This is a genomic window from Tangfeifania sp. (genome assembly GCF_055108615.1).
Genome location: NZ_JBSQIC010000003.1, coordinates 70,905 through 86,306 on the forward strand (window position 1 = coordinate 70,905; position 15,402 = coordinate 86,306).

The following is a 15,402-nucleotide window of genomic DNA, read 5'->3' on the forward strand; positions in this document are numbered from 1 at the left end:
AACTTTCTCTCTTTTCCCTCCCTTTAGGGGAGGTTAGGAGGGGCTTCTTTATTTCAATATTTTTATTTCGTAATTACCTTTTACCCCGATTTTATCTTCACAAACAATCAAAAGCGATAAAATTTCCGGATATTTTTCTGCCTCGTTGATAACTTTTCCCACATCATTTGGCGATTTAACTTTGTTTCCAAAAGCGGTGGCAAAAGCATCGGCAACCAGTACATCTTTTGCAACCACAACTACTGCATCGGCTTTTCCGTAACTCAGTGAAGGCCCGACTGTTCCTGCCGATGTGCAAATTCCCAGCGGGCTTATTTCTGTTGTAATGTTTAGCCCAATTCTTTCTGATAACGGAGAATCACCCGCAAATACGGATAACAAAAGTTCATTGTTCAATTTAGCGTAGATGTCACCGCCGTTTTCAATAACCAACTCTTCAACCGAAAAGTTCTGAATAATTTCATTCCCCACTTCGCGGGCAAAGAGTCCTGCCACTGTTGCCATTGGGCCGATTCCGGCATTGCCGGCTGCCTGAGCCATTTCAATTGCTTCCTCGGGTGCATTTTCATCGGGTTGAAACGGTTTCAGGCTTTTCTTGAAAAAAGGTTCGGATTGAATGTAGTTGTCGAGTTTATCGCGTAATTCTTTTATTTTATTCAGCGCCACTTCTTTTATCCCGGGTTTGAAAGACTCCGGATCGATGCCAATCCACAAATCGGTTTCCCGGTAACTCACCTCAATACCGTTAAAACGTTCTTTGTTAAATTTATAACGGTAGTCCCTTGATTCGTATTTTTTCTTAAACATATTTTTTGAACCAGATTTCAAAAAGCGGATCGATAAAAAATATTTCATCAGGTGTAACGTCAATTACATCTTTCCCCTCAAGAACAGCTTTGTTTTTGAGTACATTGCGCGGAGTTCCTATGTTGTAATTTCTCATAACTTCCTGGGATGTCAGTTGTTTTTCTCTCTTTGAGATCGCTTTTAGTAAATTAATTTGCATAACACTCAACTCCTCGACAATTTTAATAAAAAGTGGAGAATTGGAGTTGAGCATAAATTCAAGTGCATTTTTAACGGTTTCGCGGGAGGCTTTTTTGGTGGTGAAAGACCATGTAAAATGTGCCAACTGTTGCACATAGTGCGGATGATTTTTCATCAGGTCAGCCATTTCATCTGCCAATTCCCTGCTGATTTTTTTATTTGTTCTTTCAAACGCAGCTACGATAAAATCCTCCCAGTGTTTCCGGTCAATCCGGTTTAAAATTAAGAGCGAACCGAAACGGTAAAAGGGAGCTTCCGTTTTATTGAATATTTCAAGCATTATGTGTCGTTTGCTCCCAAAAAAACAGTAGGAAACATTTTGGTGTTTTTGCCATACCGATCGCAGGTTTTTTTGAAAATTCAGACTGTCTTTAAATGTTCCAATATTTTGAAATTCATCGATATAAATAATAATCCGTTTTTGTTTTTTTTGCGCAACTACGGAAGGCAGATTCAGTATTTCAGATTTATGTTTTTTTATTTCTTTCAAATCAAACGAAACGGAGAAATCGACTACCGGGTCAGCGCCAATTGAAATTCGCGGGACTAAATTTTTAAAAAATGATTTTGTATTTTGAATCCATTCCTCCAGTTTCCCGGCTGTTGCCTTAATAATTTCCAGCGCAAATGCTTCATAAAACTCTTCTTCACTACGGATACTGAATAAATCTATCAGGCAATGGATGATTTCAGGTTCATCTTTCTTATTAATAATAAATTTATGTATCAATGATGTTTTGCCGTACCTGCGAGGTGAAATAATAATCAGATGGTTTCCATTGAGTAAATTTTGTTCGAGCAAAACGAACTCATCTTTTCTGTTGATGAATGAGTTAGATTCAACAACCTGACCAAATCGAAAAGGCGAAATATTTTTTACCATTTGGTATTGTACTATTTGGTATTATACCCAAAGGTATAAAAAATTATTTAAAGTTTTACCTGAAATCAATTTCAAACAGGTTTAGTGGGCAGGCCGGGATGCATAACTCACAAACCACGCATTTGTTTTTGTCGAATTCCAGTTCCCAGGTTTCCCTGTTCATGGTGAGCGCGCCGGCAAAGCACACGGCGGTGCAGTTGCCGCAATCGATACACTTTTCTTCTTTAAAATGAATGCGTTTATCGAGTGGTTTACATGTAATCTTATGCGATTGAATGTACTTTACCCCATTCTCAATATTATTTCTTTTGCCCTGAAGTTCAAGCAGTAAGCTTCCTATTTTCCCGGGGAAAACTTCAGCTTTGAGAATGTTAATACGAATGTCGTAATCTTTTACGAGGTGATAGGTAAAAGCTTTGTCGCCGCTCTCGGGTGGAAAATTCAGGATGTATCTTTTTTTAATCATTGTCGGCCTCCGTTTCTTTTAAACTGTTCAGCGAAGTATTTTGAGGAAAATGCTGCACCGGCTGTGAAATTTCAAACCGGCCGTTTTGCAGCCACTCTTTCAGTTCCCCGGCAATTTTACGTGCTTTCGATAAACTGGCCACTGGTGCTGTCCGTACTTTCTTTCCTTTTATTTTTATGAATCCCGATTGCAATTCTTCATAAGTAACCTGCCCCAGTTTGGGCTGTCCCACGGTTCCGTAATCGAGTACCGAAGTTTCTATCTGACTGTTGCTGATTGAAACGCGGCGGGCAATATCGGCATCCAAAATCGGAATTGGAACCCCGATTCCTACGAACATGCTCACGCCGTATTTTTCGTAATAAGCGCCCTGAATGTACCCGGGCGACATCTCTTTCAGATTTCCAATTACCGAAATTGTGGCAGCATTGGTAACCGGAACGCCGAACTCATTTTTCGGTTTGGTGGTGTGAAACTGAGTGCCGTTCCAAATTACAAATCCCTGGGCACCACCCAGAAATATTCGCGTGCCAATGCCGATTGTTCTGAGATCCGGATCATTCAGGAGCGGGCTCAATTCGCCTGAGGTGGAATAGGTTGCATTCCGAAGATTGGGCAGCAATGTTCCCATGTAAGTATGAATCATTTTTTTTGTGGTGTTCACGGCCACGTTGTAGTTCTGGTAGGCATTTCGAGGGTTGAAAAGCGTAAATTCGTTAATGGTGTCGATGTTTATTTTGGTGAGGATATGTTTTCGCGGATAGCAGTCGGTTCCCTTGCCCCATGCTTCCAGCAGCACATCTTTCCCTTCCAGCAGGTCCTGAATAACGTGTGCACCGCCATATTCAGGATTGTCGGGATTGCAGGCCGTTGCGCCGATGTAGGAATCCACAGCAGCCAGCCCTTCATAACAAGGAACTCCGTTCAGCCTGATCTTTTCCATGCGGATGGGGGGGCTGGCATGGCCAAAATTGATTATGGCACCGGATGAGCACATCGCGCCAAAGGTGGCAGTGGTAACCACATCTACTTTTTCAACAATCTCTTCCGGGCTGGCTGTTTGTGCCAGTTTTGAAACTTCTTCGGCAGTTAGTACCACAGCTTTGCCGCTTTTGAGTTTCTGATTAATTTCTGTGTAGGTTTTAATTTTTTGCATAATAAAAAAGTTGGAAGTCGGAAGACGGAAGCCCGGAGATGCCTGCTGAAGGAATCATTGGGCTTTTATTCTTGTCTTCTTTCTTCAATATCGTAATAATGATAAATAACAATGGTAATTTTCTGTAATGCGGTTAAAACCGCCGGCGCATGCACATATTTGCCCCATGCAAATATGTGGAATAAAATAATTTGTAATGCAGTTGTTTCATGATAGCGTTTCAATTATAATTCCGTTTCCGGCCGGGTATTGGCACCTTGTCATCCGTCAGCCGACAGACGGTTGGTTGCCAGAGTTTCGCAGAGCCCGATCTCTCCACTCTTCTGTATAATCAAACACCCTGTGCGAAGAATATTTGATATATTACAAAGTTAGCTGATTTTTCGGGAAATCAAATATTTTTGATTTTGAAAAAGAAAAGTGTGCCGGGTTCTTTGTTTTCAGAAATTTTGCTTGTGTATTTTCGCACAAAGTTGTAAACTTGCACTCCGAAAATCGTAGAAAGTTTTTGGTGAGTTTAAAGTCTTTCCTTTCAACTCGAAACCTGAAACTTTAAACTATTCCGGGCCTATAGCTCAGTTGGTTATCCCGAGTACTCGGGACTGACTCATAATCAGGGGGTCAATAAAAAACACTGATTATTGAAATAGAGAATAATTAAATAAAAACATTCGGGCCTATAGCTCAGTTGGTTAGAGCACCTGACTCATAATCAGGGGGTCGCTGGTTCAAGCCCAGCTGGGCCCACAGAAAATCAAGCAGTTACAAATGTATGTAGCTGCTTTTTTTATTTGATACATACAAGATACATACAAAAGGAACCAAAAAGAACAGAAAAGAGAATAAAAAAACCGCCTAAAAAAGACGGTTTTTAACTGCGTGTTTTTTAATGTTTATCATGCAACAACAGCTTCCCCAACAAATTTGCTATTTGAAACTTCACTGCCATCTTCTTTGATAAACGCTATAAATCCTTGAACAGTGTCGCCGGAATAACTATTTGGAACAGTAACTTCATTTACACCCGTTACTCTATTTGCTCCTTGCAAAATGAATACAGCTTCATTTTTAGTTGCATTATATACAACTAATAATGATTTGTCAGTTGAGGTTGCGCTACCTTCCCCGGAATTATCGTCCCATTCCAAAGATACTAAACCAGCTACGGTTGAATTAATAGTCCCATTCAAAGCTGGGGATAATCCTCCGCGGCTTAACAATGCTTTTGAATAATCAATAACATAATTTGGATAAGTTCCTGTAATTGCATTTTTCAAATTGTAAGACATTGCGCTGTTGAATTGGGTCATTTTAACTGCGTAATTTTTAAAGCCGACTTTTACAAAATCTTTTACCGGCTGTAAGAAGTTTATAACGGTAATGAATTTTGACCGCTGGTCCATCTGTGCTTCTGTTTGCGGATTTGCTACGCTGGCAGGCATTATCCTCAAATAATCGATGCCTTTCCAGTTACCACCTACTACATTCCCGACCTTGCCGGAAACGCCGCCTAAAATACCTTGGTTAATCGTTCCCATGTTTTCTTTAATTTAAAGGTTGATAAAATCATTTTCTGTATTATAAATTTTTTACTTGGACTTGATACGGAGTTAACATGGCCTTAACCCTCTCAAGCATTTGCAAGTTATTGCAAAATTCAGCCAATCGTTTACTTTTGGTTTAGGATGCCGTTGTTTGCTTTTGATTGTTATTAAAGCCTGAAATTTTGAATGGGAATTGCAGTGTGATGCTTAATTGAACGCTTAGGCACCAATAAACGGAAAGGGCTGAAACAGACAAAAGGAAACGGAATAAATGGATTTGTGGGTGGGCTTGTGCGTTTATGCCGTAGTCTTTTGGGAGTTTCAGCCCTGTGGATTAAATTTGCCTAAGCGGGCAATTAATCATTGTTACTTCAAATAATCTTTTTTCCCAAGAATTTTTAGGAACGCTTCTTTTGATAAAGGACAAGTTGCCAATTCAATAAATTCATCTTTTGATAATTTGCATTGTACTGACATTTGTTTAATAAGGTAATTGTCTAAGTCTTTATTACCATGACTTATTTTTGTATGAAGAACGTATTTACCATTGTGGAATAACTTTAGATATTTATGGTCACCATTTGAAGGTACGAAACCTTTTTTCTTTAAATTTCTATAAGTTTTTTTAGGGTCTAACACACTCATTTTTCAATTTTAAGAACTATATGATTAATGTTATTTTTAATGAATATATTATTTTCAGTTAATTCATTATTGTTTAGTGAATTAAGATTGTTGTAAACAAAATTAAACTCTTCAGCAAAAGAAAGCATAGCATCTTTCTCAGTACGACCTGTACCTACTATACCTAAAATTTCAGACTGAATAAAATAATAGTCCTCTTCTTTCTTAAATTGGCATCGTAGAGGATAACGTAAAATATATTTTAAAGACTCAAAAACAATAACTTCAGGGGCATATTCAATAGAAAAATCTTTATCAGGATAAAAGGTAACAATGGTTGACCGTGATTTACCACCTACGGTTTTTGATTTTTTTATTTTACCAACACCTTCGCTGATTAACGGAGTAGTAAGAGGTTCTTTAATTTCCCCCAGGAGGGAATCTCTTACTTTGGATTTTAATTTATGAATTTTAAAGATGGGTACAATTTTATTTTTTGAATCAATATTAACAAAATGAGCTGGCGAATTACCAAATGAATTTGTGAAGGAGTACAAATTTTCAACAATTGGATTGCGAACCGCCGGGACAGGATATAAATCCACGATTTTGGAATAATCACCTATGTTTGCAATTTCAAGTATTTTTTCAACTTTTGTATTGACATCACTGCGATATATGCTCCAATTAATACCTGATTTATTCTCTGCTCTGGAAGAATAAGCAAATTGCGGGACAGCACTCCCTTTTTTAAAACCGGTGAGTTCAATTTTGAAATTGTTAAGGTCAATCGCATTATCAGAAGGCAAATCGATTTTGGCAATAGTAAAAATTAAGTTTTGAAACTCTTGAGCTATTTTAACTAAACTATCAATAGGAAGCGAATTATATTTACCTAATTCACCACTAATTTGAAGATATGCTCCTGAGTTTAAATCAATTTTCATGATGCTAATTTAATAATTCTAAGATATAATCTAACTAGTAAGGTGAAATTGACTTTAGAAACCGGGGTGAACAATTTCGCAAAAAATAAAGCATTAATGAAAAGTGCGGGGAGGAAAAAGTAAAGGCATGGACTTAACGGAACGGAACAAATCGGATGGCAGGAATGGAGGGGTTTAAGGAATTTACGGTTTGAAGGCATAGGGTTTATTGATTAAGGTGTTTTGTGGTGGATTGAAATTTATTTGTGGAAAACGGAATAGTAAATTACCAAACCCCGGAATGACGGGAGGGAGGGATTTGTGGAGTGTAGTTAAGGGAATGCGTTTACTGCGCGGTGCCGAGGCTGGTGAAATGAACGGAATGAAAAAGCGAGACAGAACACGAAATGAAGCATGGCGGAATGTAGTGTCTGGCGAGCGGTTGAATGGAGTGAATGAACCTGCCGCAAGCACATGGATTTTTTAGCACATACATTCAATGCTTTATTTTTTGCACCGCTGAAAGGGAGGAGGGGAAATTGACGGAATTGTTGTATTGGAATGCCAGACATCATAGTACGCGCGGCTACTTTGCATAATACCCCAATTATTTGCCACCAAGGAAATATTCTTGTATGATTTGGCGAAAACATCATTGATAACAAACAAGAGAATGAATAATGAAGATAACGCTCAAGTCCTTTTAATTTATTTCCGAATTTCAATGACATTTCATTGATTTTATAATAAAGTCTAAAAATAATCAATACCAATCAGAACTGTAGTGCTTGTGTCAATAAAATAATAACAAACATGAAATACTTATTAAAAGGTGGTAGTGACAATTTGACGAATTTGCAACCTTTACAATGGGAAAATAACAGATGCAAGGACGATAATTATCCTAACTGGACATGTAAAATTCGAGCGTAATCAATTATAACAGGACTGGCGAAAATAACCAGTCCTGTTTTTCTTATGACAATATTTATATTTGCTTATAATTAAACTTATACAAGACAAAATGAATATTTCAAACTTCACTTCAAACGAATTTTTCAGTTTGCCTAAAACAAGACTTGAAAATCAGGATTTTAAAACGTATGTTAGAGAAACATTGGATGACTTTTTAAACAAGCTGAACGAGTTAGCAAAAACAAATGAATATTTTGAAGATATTCCAGAATATACGCTGGAGTCTATTATTAATAGGCAAAAACACTTAATAAGACAAATAAATAATGCAATCGATTATTATTATGACGGAAAACCAGCGAGTGCTCTTAATAGTTTAAAAAGAGGTTTAAAAAGTAAAGAAAAGAATTTTGAATATTTAATGTATCAAAAAAGATTTTTACCTGAGACCAGTTTTTATAGAATACGAAGACATAAAGAGAACTTTGCATTACCAGCGGATAATTTTTTTCATATACCATTTGAATTAAGAGGAAAAGTAAAAACACAACGATACAGTATTCCTGGATTTCCATCATTATATCTTGGTAATACGGTCTATGTTTGCTGGGAAGAATTAGGAAGACCTAATATGAATGATTTTCAGGTAGTTAGACTTAAAAATATAGATTCTATTTACGTATTAAATTTAGTTCCGCCTACCGAAGAACATATCACACCTAAAAGACGATATAGCTACTTAATGCTCTGGCCACTTATTTTTTCAACTTCAATTAAGGTTAATAAACAAGATGATACATTCAAACCGGAATATATAATACCACAGTTGTTATTACAGTGGGTCAGAAATAAAGAGGACATTGACGGTATTGTATATCAAACGACACATATCGACTTAAATAAAACTAAATCAAAAGGTGAATTTCATAACATCGTTTTGCCGGTAAAAGAAAATAATCCCAAAGGATTGTGTCAACAATTAAAAAGTAAGTTTGAAATGACATCTGCAACTTCAATACAGCTAAATGAATTGATATCAGGTAATGTTATTGATGGTGGGAGTGCGGATGAACCCAATGTGGATGAAAAGATACAAATACTTGAAATCATTAAAGGCCAGGTGTTTCCATATAGTTATTCAAAATTGGGAAAGATGGAAAGCATTTTACTGAAAATGGAAACAAAACCATTTTAAGGGCTGGAATAGCTTTTTGATTTGTGGCACGAAAGTAATGTGTTATTTGCGGGTAGGCAAACAAAAAGTGTGACAAAATGAATTAACAAGCTAAGCAAGTTCTCTTTCATCGATTGCTTCAAGTTCACTTTTTATTAGTTTTAATTCATTTGTAGTTTGAATAGACAGCTGATAGCCATCCATTTCCACAATTACACCAGTATTCCCAATCTGATTAGAAACAAACTTAAAATTTTCTTCATCTTCCAAAAAATCAAGGAATGATGTTAAAAATTCCACGGGTAATTCATTTAACTTTTTAATGCTACTTGTTTTCATTGATTTCCTCTTTTTTCTTTTCTATTAAATCCATTAAAGGTTCTGCCAAAGAATCTGCTAAACATGCCATAATATCTAATTGATAATTATCAAGATTACCAAATCCATATTTTTCCATAAGGTCAAAGCCAACTAGACCGAGATCCTTTTGAGCTGTAAATTTACTATTTTTAATATTCAATTCAGCTGCTCTTATAGGCAATGCAATAAAGGTTGAGTATTTGTCTTCACAACGAGCTTTTAAATTATTTATTTCATCACCTAGTGCTTGTAATTCATAATCATCAGTTTTTGAAATGTTCTTTACATATAGATAATTGCGCATCACACCAGCTCTACTTAATGAATTATAAACAGGTGAATCAGTAGATGGTTCAGGAGCTTTATCCCTGATCATTGAATCGCCACCTACTCTAATCGGATAAAGTTTACCATCAAACAAATATTTAACAGAAGCTGATACTTTGTCCCTATGAACAGTTTTCATATAATTGTCATTAAATGAGGATAGAATGTCTTTAATGAAATCTTCAATTCTTTCAGATGACATCTCTATATTTCTCCTTTTTGTTAAGTATTCTCTAATTTTTTCAACTATCTTTTTATGAATAGTATTGAATGTTTTTCTATCTCTTTTCATACGCAATAGCGCTCGCTGATGGAAGACTATAACTACAGAAATAAGCAATCCATAAACAAATAAAAACCAAAGCAATGTCAGTGTTAAATCTTCTGGCTTTAATCTAAATATAGTATATGCATTTGCAATTAATCCAAATAGCCCAAACAGGCCTGGAATCGAGGCAATCAAAACCATGTTTGTTTGGTTTAGGCCAACATTTATTTTATCCTTAGCCCAAATAAGTGGTGAACTAGTAAGACAGATTTTTTTATGATGTTTCATATTCTAATATGAAGGATATTCAATATTAATAAATTTTAATCATTTTTTTCGTGAAACGCTGGGTGATATATTCACTATCAGTTGTTAATTATTAACAAAGCTATTAATTCTTGCCTATTTGCAGTTTAATTACTTTATAAAGAACTAATAAGCTGCGAAAAATTGTCAATGAAATTAAAGCTATACCGCAAATAACAATTTCGAGGTAAATAGTTGATGGAATTTTGTCGAGAAATAATTTTATCAATGAAAAAATAAAAAACAGCAAAACAAAAATGAATGCTGCCCAGGAAAAAACACCAACTATTCGTTTATAATGTTTACTGCTGAAAAGAAGTTCTAACCCACTCAATGCAATTTTAGGTTTATCCTGAGAATTTTCTTTGTGTGAAATATTGTCTTTAAATGTTACAATAATGGTTAAAGCAGCTAATATAAAACCGGCTAATGATATAGAAGTATTTACCATATCAGAAAATGCGGATTCGGCTTTTATGGCAGAAATAGTATTGCCCGGTTTTTCAATAACTTGCACCACTATTATAAATACTACACACAAAACTAAATCATATAACAGAGGCCTTTTTATGTAGATGTTTAATAATTTAGTCATCGCGCAAACTCTTTATAAAATTCATCTTGCATTTTTTGAAAAATATCAGCACTTATAATTGCTCTGCTTTTCGGTTTCTTCTCTACTTTGACTTCACTTTTTACCCAAAGATTCAGTAAATCAAATTCCTTTATTCTGTTATTCCGGGCTTCGTCTTCCGCTTTAACTTTTAAGGTATTAAAAACATTTGTTGCCGTCTTATCATTAATCAACTTACCTATGATATTCATAACTTTGGAGCGTATTTTCATGGAAGAACGTAAATCCCGATAATCGTAACTGAATACCAAAGTTACATATTCTGCATCAGAAACATTTGAACTGGTTTCAAATGCATCAAATAATTCTCTATCAAAGTCCTGGATGCGTTTCCAATTGTCTTTATGAACTTTTGCGGTTACCATTGAAATATTATTTATGCGTTTTCGATAACTATCGAGGTCATCTCGTTGCATTGGGTAAAAGTCGATTTTTTCAAAAATTTGTAATGCTGAACCTTTATTAGTTAGGTAGCCGGTAAAATCTGTTATGCGAGGGCCATATTGATTAAACTCCAATGAAAGCATTAAATCATTGTCTTTATAGGAAAGTATGAAATGACTTGATTCTACTATTCCTTCGGACTCAGCAGCTTCAATATCCCGAATAACATCATTTACCGTATTCATTAATTCTGGGAAAACATCCATTCTAATATTCAAAAGCTTTCCCCTTATATGCTTATATTCAGGCATAAATTTTATATCCGTCATATAAAGCATTTTAGCTCCATGTTCAAAAAACCGATTTCGGTGTTTTGTGTCCTGGAGTTGCTTAATTATTTTAAAAACAGAATTAAATTCAGAAAGTAATTTCCCTTCAGAAAGGATAGGTTTAATTTCGAAATAATTGATTTTGCGGTCGACGTATTCGATTTTCATAGTTTATAATTTAGTTTTTTTGTATTTTATTTAAAGTTATAACTAACTCTTGTAATTCAATATTCAACTCTACTTTGCGATTGAACTGACGGCATTTTTTTATTTCGGAATTGAGTTTTTCAATCCGGGATGTCAGTTGTTTGATTTTTTGTTCCTTGCTTATTAATTCGGCGGTATTCAAATCGGCAGTTGGTGTTTTCCCGGAAATTTGGAATATTAAATCGGCAAATACATAGTCGAGGTTATTTTTCAGATTGAAATGGTATGGATTGTTTTCGACCTCAAACCAAACGGAGCTGAATGTCCAGTCAATAACAGCCACGTCTTCATTTGTTGGGTGCTCGTGTTTTTCTGATGCTGAAAGCAATTCTTCATTTTCAAAAAGCAGAATGAACAAAATGTGATAAGGGACAGATTTGTCGATGATTTTCAGCAAATCAGGTATTTCATTTTTTTCTTTCAATTCAATTTGGAAAACCTGTATCTCTTTTACATCGTCGCCACTTAAATTGATTGTATCGGGAGACAGTTTGTTTACCCAGCGTATTCGTTCAACTTTTGTTGCGAAGGCTTTTTTTTGCTTTGTGTTTGTATATTCATCGAAAGCATTTTTAGGAATTACCCGGTTTACAACGGTTGATTTAGGCAGGTTGAACATAGGCACTTCATTTTACAATTATGAATGAAATCAATTTAAAATCTTCGATACCTTTTATTGAATTAGTTAGTGCAGTGGTTCCCCCAGCTTTAAAAAGCGAAAGAATGTCTTTTTCTTCTTCAGTTTCGAGTATTGTGGAAATGCTTTTACGAAGCAATGATGAATATTCGTCCATTTTGCGGTAATCATTGGTTTCTGCATTTAACTGGTCGCAAAGAGGCTGCAAGGGTTCTTTTTTGTCTTTACACAATAATCTTAATTTATCGAGTGTTTTCTTAGCTGCAACGTGGCTGTTTAACAAATCTCCGGTTTTGTTCAGGTAAACCAGATAGTAGGGATGCAAGCGGTTTAATTTATTAATGTTTATTTGGCTGTTAATATTTTTCAGCACGAAAATAACTCCTTCTGGCAGATTTTCGTTTGACTGAACAACAGCGTGTAACCCTTCAGGGATGTTTTTAAGTTCACCATATTCTTTAATGTAATTTGACAGGTCAACCCTAAAATCATTCAATCCAAGGTCAGTTATACTTACCCCTTCCCGCAAATCTTCCAAATCAACCACTTCCTCTTTAAGTTTTTGAAGCTGAATTTTCCGGTATTCCAGGTCTTTTTCGTTTGTGTTCAGGATATTATCATCGCCGGTGCTTGCCATGTTTGCAATAGCCATACGGCTTTCAACACGTTGTTTCAGGTTAATATAAGTATCGAGTGTAACATCAGGCCAAAAATTTACCATTGTGATATTGGAATTTATTGAACCAATACGGTCTATCCGACCAAACCGCTGAATAATCCTTACCGGGTTCCAGTGGATGTCGTAATTGATCAGGTAGTCGCAATCCTGGAGATTTTGTCCTTCTGAAATGCAGTCGGTGGCAATTATCAAATCAATTGATTCATTTATGCGAGGCAGGGTAAGTTCTTTGTTTTTGGAAACCGGAGAAAAACAAGTAAGCAACGTATTTAATTCAGTAGGAATATTTTTGCTTGTACACAATCTTTTTGAACCGGTAATAAGTGCTGTGTTGATATTAAATTCATTTTTCATAAAGGTTTTGACTGATTTGTACAAGTAGTTTGCAGTATCAGCAAAAGCAGTAAAAATTATTATTTTCTTGTTTCCCTCGTTTATTGGATTTGCAATTTTTGAAGCAACTCTTTCCTTTAATTTTTTTAATTTTAAATCATTCTCTCCTTTTATGTCCTTTATTTTTTCCAGTAAATCCTCTAATATTTCCCGGTCGGCATTTAAATCTTCCTCCCAGCGGGTGGTATCCATATCGTTAATATGAACCTTAACTTTTTTACCAATGATTCCTTCCTCGTCTCCCCAGTCTGGTTCCCAGTCGATATCGTCGGAAATGGCATTCATTTGAAGGCCTGAATAGGTATTTTCACCTTTAACGATGGCTTGAAGTGCATCGTAAATTTGATTTAAAATGTTCTCTATTGTGAGCCGGAATGCATCGACAGAACTTTCAATACGTTTAAGCAAATTTATCCGCATTAGTATCTGGAGGCTGCGTTCCCTGTCAACCTGGGTAAATTTTCCTGATTTTACTTCTTTGTCGTAAAGCAGGGCATACAACTGCACTTTACTGGGAAGAATGTAACTTAACGGAGAATAAAAGGCCAGGTTAAGCAAAGAAAGCTGGTCGGCAATGGTTTTGTAATTTATGCCATCTGAAACAGTTAGCGGACTTTCGATGGAAACCGGCGAATTTCTTTTCGGAAATTCGCCTATTGCTGTGGTGTCGTAATAAGTGGTTATGTGTTTACGTGAACGGGCAATAGTAAGGCTGTCGAGAATTTGGAAAAAATCAAAATCGAGTAAGTCGAGCAGGTTTTCAGTATTCCGGTGCTCAATGTCTAACTTCGACCAGTTATTAAAAGCTTTCTGGGCACTGCGGAAAATAGATTCAATTCCCTTTTCGGTTTCCAGTTTCAGGTCCATTTGTTCAGGATATCCTTCATAGGCCAGTGCCAACTGGTTTTTTAAATCGTTGAAACGATTGTTAACAGGCGTTGCCGAAAGCATTAACACTTTTGTTTCTATGCCTTCCTGAATAATTTTTCTCAATAATTTTTGGTAACGGTTCTCCTTTCCAACAGTAGTATTGTTATTTCTGAAGTTGTGGGATTCATCAATTACCACTAAGCCGTAATTACCCCAGTTTACATTTTCAAGGTTCCGGCCATTGCTCATACCCCGTTCGCGTGATAAATCAGTGTGAAACAGCACATCGTAACGAAATTTATCTTTTACCAAGATATTGTTTTTGTCGTTTTGGCGGAAGGTATTCCAGTTGGCTTCCAATTTTTTCGGGCAAAGTACCAGGATATCTTTGTTCCTTTTTTCGTAATATTTTATTACTCCAAGTGCAGAAAATGTTTTCCCCAAACCAACACTGTCGGCAATAATACAACCATTATATTTTTCAAGTTTGTTAATTGCACCAATCACAGCGTCCTTTTGGAAATTATAGAGCATTCGCCAGACTTCGGTGTCCTTAAAACCAATTTCATCATTGGGGAGATTATCCAGCGATAAATCACTCAGGAACTCATTGAAAATGTTGTAGAGGGTTATGAAGTAGATAAATTCCGGGCTGTTTTCTTTGAACGCATTTTTAAAATATTCCTGCACCTGATTGGTTACATCTTTCAGGTTTTCTGTATCAGCCCAGATTTGGTTGAACCATTCAAGATACGATTTACTTTCAGGGAAGTTTATTTTGTTGATTAAAGTGGGGAACCCTTTTTTATGTGTTACGCCGAGGTCGGCAGTAGTGAACCCGTTTATATTGGGAAAAGCCACACTATCATCTTTAGTTGTATTGATGTGGATCAAACCATTAAGAGGTAAATTTGAATGCTTGTTGGATTTGAATGTTGCTTTTGATTTTACCCAGTCGCTACACTCTTTGGCAATTGCCCGTTGGTTCAGTTCATTTTTTAAGCGCAGTTCAAATTCACCACCGCAAAGGTGTTGCTCATTGTAAATATGAGGGATGTAAAATTCCCGCGATTCCTTCTGGAATTTTTCCTGTATAAAAGTTGGTGATGTAAAAATAAAACGTAATTCATCTATTTTATTCAGTTCTTTCTTTAATGCCTCGAACGCATAAATAGAAAAAGTAGAAGCTGCAATGGCAATTTTACTGTTTTTTTTCACCTCAGTTTTCAAATCATCAATGAGGCGGTGGTTTATGTTGTCAATGAGTTTCATT

Annotated in this window: 15 protein-coding genes, 1 tRNA gene and 1 riboswitch; of the genes, 3 read left to right on the forward strand and 13 right to left on the reverse strand. The window is 35.9% G+C overall.

All coding sequences use genetic code 11. The features are described 5' to 3' along the window. Positions 1-48: 48 nt before the first annotated feature. The 4 genes from ACTCNA_RS01265 to ACTCNA_RS01280 are packed head-to-tail and all read right to left on the reverse strand — an operon-like array spanning position 49 to position 3,552. Positions 49-807: a UPF0280 family protein gene (locus ACTCNA_RS01265; protein WP_462946081.1), complete on the reverse strand. Its 759-nt coding sequence runs from the start codon at positions 805-807 to the stop codon at positions 49-51. Next, positions 800-1,930: an AAA family ATPase gene (locus ACTCNA_RS01270; RefSeq protein ID WP_462946082.1), complete on the reverse strand. Its 1,131-nt coding sequence runs from the start codon at positions 1,928-1,930 to the stop codon at positions 800-802. The genes ACTCNA_RS01265 and ACTCNA_RS01270 overlap by 8 nt, the downstream gene beginning before the upstream one ends. Positions 1,931-1,985: 55 nt before the next feature. Continuing rightward, positions 1,986-2,396: an NIL domain-containing protein gene (locus ACTCNA_RS01275; protein ID WP_462946083.1), complete on the reverse strand. Its 411-nt coding sequence runs from the start codon at positions 2,394-2,396 to the stop codon at positions 1,986-1,988. Then, a complete protein-coding gene (locus ACTCNA_RS01280; RefSeq protein WP_462946084.1) occupies positions 2,389-3,552 on the reverse strand; it encodes a homocysteine biosynthesis protein in 1,164 nt (387 codons plus the stop codon). The genes ACTCNA_RS01275 and ACTCNA_RS01280 overlap by 8 nt, the downstream gene beginning before the upstream one ends. A gap of 221 nt (positions 3,553-3,773) precedes the next feature. Beyond that, positions 3,774-3,886: riboswitch (SAM riboswitch) on the reverse strand. 339 nt (positions 3,887-4,225) lie between these two features. Between ACTCNA_RS01280 and ACTCNA_RS01285 the strand changes: the two genes are divergently transcribed. Further along, positions 4,226-4,299: transfer RNA gene (locus ACTCNA_RS01285), tRNA-Ile, on the forward strand. Positions 4,300-4,448: 149 nt separating this feature from the next. On the opposite strand, the gene ACTCNA_RS01290 is transcribed toward ACTCNA_RS01285, so the two are convergent. The 3 genes from ACTCNA_RS01290 to ACTCNA_RS01300 form a co-directional block, all read right to left on the reverse strand. Next, positions 4,449-5,090 (reverse strand): DUF6266 family protein, encoded by a 642-nt coding sequence (locus ACTCNA_RS01290; protein WP_462946085.1) that lies wholly within the window; start codon positions 5,088-5,090, stop codon positions 4,449-4,451. Positions 5,091-5,462: 372 nt separating this feature from the next. Next, positions 5,463-5,741 carry a type II toxin-antitoxin system HicA family toxin gene (locus tag ACTCNA_RS01295; RefSeq protein ID WP_462946086.1) on the reverse strand — a complete coding sequence of 93 codons (279 nt, stop codon included), beginning with the start codon at positions 5,739-5,741 and terminating at the stop codon, positions 5,463-5,465. Next, positions 5,738-6,667, reverse strand: coding sequence for a hypothetical protein (locus ACTCNA_RS01300; protein WP_462946087.1), 930 nt, complete (start codon positions 6,665-6,667; stop codon positions 5,738-5,740). The genes ACTCNA_RS01295 and ACTCNA_RS01300 overlap by 4 nt, the downstream gene beginning before the upstream one ends. Before the next feature lie 280 nt (positions 6,668-6,947). Between ACTCNA_RS01300 and ACTCNA_RS01305 the strand changes: the two genes are divergently transcribed. Together ACTCNA_RS01305 and ACTCNA_RS01310 are read left to right on the forward strand one after the other, a co-directional pair. Continuing rightward, the gene (locus tag ACTCNA_RS01305; protein ID WP_462946088.1) at positions 6,948-7,133 is read left to right on the forward strand and encodes a hypothetical protein; all 186 of its coding nucleotides are present in this window, start codon (positions 6,948-6,950) and stop codon (positions 7,131-7,133) included. Between the two features lie 537 nt (positions 7,134-7,670). Continuing rightward, a complete protein-coding gene (locus ACTCNA_RS01310; RefSeq protein WP_462946089.1) occupies positions 7,671-8,756 on the forward strand; it encodes a hypothetical protein in 1,086 nt (361 codons plus the stop codon). Between the two features lie 90 nt (positions 8,757-8,846). Here the strand turns inward: ACTCNA_RS01310 and ACTCNA_RS01315 are convergent, their stop codons facing one another. The 6 genes from ACTCNA_RS01315 to ACTCNA_RS01340 all read right to left on the reverse strand — a co-directional run bounded on the left by ACTCNA_RS01315 (position 8,847) and on the right by ACTCNA_RS01340 (position 15,401). Further along, positions 8,847-9,074, reverse strand: coding sequence for a hypothetical protein (locus ACTCNA_RS01315; protein WP_462946090.1), 228 nt, complete (start codon positions 9,072-9,074; stop codon positions 8,847-8,849). Next, positions 9,061-9,978 carry a hypothetical protein gene (locus ACTCNA_RS01320; RefSeq protein WP_462946091.1) on the reverse strand — a complete coding sequence of 306 codons (918 nt, stop codon included), beginning with the start codon at positions 9,976-9,978 and terminating at the stop codon, positions 9,061-9,063. The genes ACTCNA_RS01315 and ACTCNA_RS01320 overlap by 14 nt, the downstream gene beginning before the upstream one ends. A gap of 103 nt (positions 9,979-10,081) precedes the next feature. Beyond that, on the reverse strand, positions 10,082-10,591 hold the full coding sequence (locus ACTCNA_RS01325; protein ID WP_462946092.1) for a hypothetical protein: 510 nt from the start codon (positions 10,589-10,591) through the stop codon (positions 10,082-10,084). Continuing rightward, complete coding sequence (locus ACTCNA_RS01330) at positions 10,588-11,511, reverse strand: hypothetical protein (protein WP_462946093.1); 924 nt, start codon at positions 11,509-11,511, stop codon at positions 10,588-10,590. The genes ACTCNA_RS01325 and ACTCNA_RS01330 overlap by 4 nt, the downstream gene beginning before the upstream one ends. Before the next feature lie 10 nt (positions 11,512-11,521). Further along, a complete protein-coding gene (locus ACTCNA_RS01335; protein ID WP_462946094.1) occupies positions 11,522-12,169 on the reverse strand; it encodes a DUF4391 domain-containing protein in 648 nt (215 codons plus the stop codon). Positions 12,170-12,176: 7 nt separating this feature from the next. Further along, on the reverse strand, positions 12,177-15,401 hold the full coding sequence (locus ACTCNA_RS01340) for a helicase-related protein (protein ID WP_462946095.1): 3,225 nt from the start codon (positions 15,399-15,401) through the stop codon (positions 12,177-12,179). Position 15,402: the final 1 nt, after the last annotated feature.

What these genes read in the sequence shown, in the direction of transcription:
- ACTCNA_RS01325 (WP_462946092.1), bottom strand. Translation starts at nt 10,591, where the DNA reads ATGACTAAATTATTAAACATCTACATAAAAAGGCCTCTGTTATATGAT.
- ACTCNA_RS01290 (WP_462946085.1), bottom strand. Translation starts at nt 5,090, where the DNA reads ATGGGAACGATTAACCAAGGTATTTTAGGCGGCGTTTCCGGCAAGGTC.
- ACTCNA_RS01340 (WP_462946095.1), bottom strand. Translation starts at nt 15,401, where the DNA reads ATGAAACTCATTGACAACATAAACCACCGCCTCATTGATGATTTGAAA.
- ACTCNA_RS01315 (WP_462946090.1), bottom strand. Translation starts at nt 9,074, where the DNA reads ATGAAAACAAGTAGCATTAAAAAGTTAAATGAATTACCCGTGGAATTT.
- ACTCNA_RS01295 (WP_462946086.1), bottom strand. Translation starts at nt 5,741, where the DNA reads ATGAGTGTGTTAGACCCTAAAAAAACTTATAGAAATTTAAAGAAAAAA.
- ACTCNA_RS01320 (WP_462946091.1), bottom strand. Translation starts at nt 9,978, where the DNA reads ATGAAACATCATAAAAAAATCTGTCTTACTAGTTCACCACTTATTTGG.
- ACTCNA_RS01300 (WP_462946087.1), bottom strand. Translation starts at nt 6,667, where the DNA reads ATGAAAATTGATTTAAACTCAGGAGCATATCTTCAAATTAGTGGTGAA.
- ACTCNA_RS01305 (WP_462946088.1), top strand. Translation starts at nt 6,948, where the DNA reads ATGACGGGAGGGAGGGATTTGTGGAGTGTAGTTAAGGGAATGCGTTTA.
- ACTCNA_RS01335 (WP_462946094.1), bottom strand. Translation starts at nt 12,169, where the DNA reads ATGTTCAACCTGCCTAAATCAACCGTTGTAAACCGGGTAATTCCTAAA.
- ACTCNA_RS01280 (WP_462946084.1), bottom strand. Translation starts at nt 3,552, where the DNA reads ATGCAAAAAATTAAAACCTACACAGAAATTAATCAGAAACTCAAAAGC.
- ACTCNA_RS01275 (WP_462946083.1), bottom strand. Translation starts at nt 2,396, where the DNA reads ATGATTAAAAAAAGATACATCCTGAATTTTCCACCCGAGAGCGGCGAC.
- ACTCNA_RS01265 (WP_462946081.1), bottom strand. Translation starts at nt 807, where the DNA reads ATGTTTAAGAAAAAATACGAATCAAGGGACTACCGTTATAAATTTAAC.
- ACTCNA_RS01330 (WP_462946093.1), bottom strand. Translation starts at nt 11,511, where the DNA reads ATGAAAATCGAATACGTCGACCGCAAAATCAATTATTTCGAAATTAAA.
- ACTCNA_RS01310 (WP_462946089.1), top strand. Translation starts at nt 7,671, where the DNA reads ATGAATATTTCAAACTTCACTTCAAACGAATTTTTCAGTTTGCCTAAA.
- ACTCNA_RS01270 (WP_462946082.1), bottom strand. Translation starts at nt 1,930, where the DNA reads ATGGTAAAAAATATTTCGCCTTTTCGATTTGGTCAGGTTGTTGAATCT.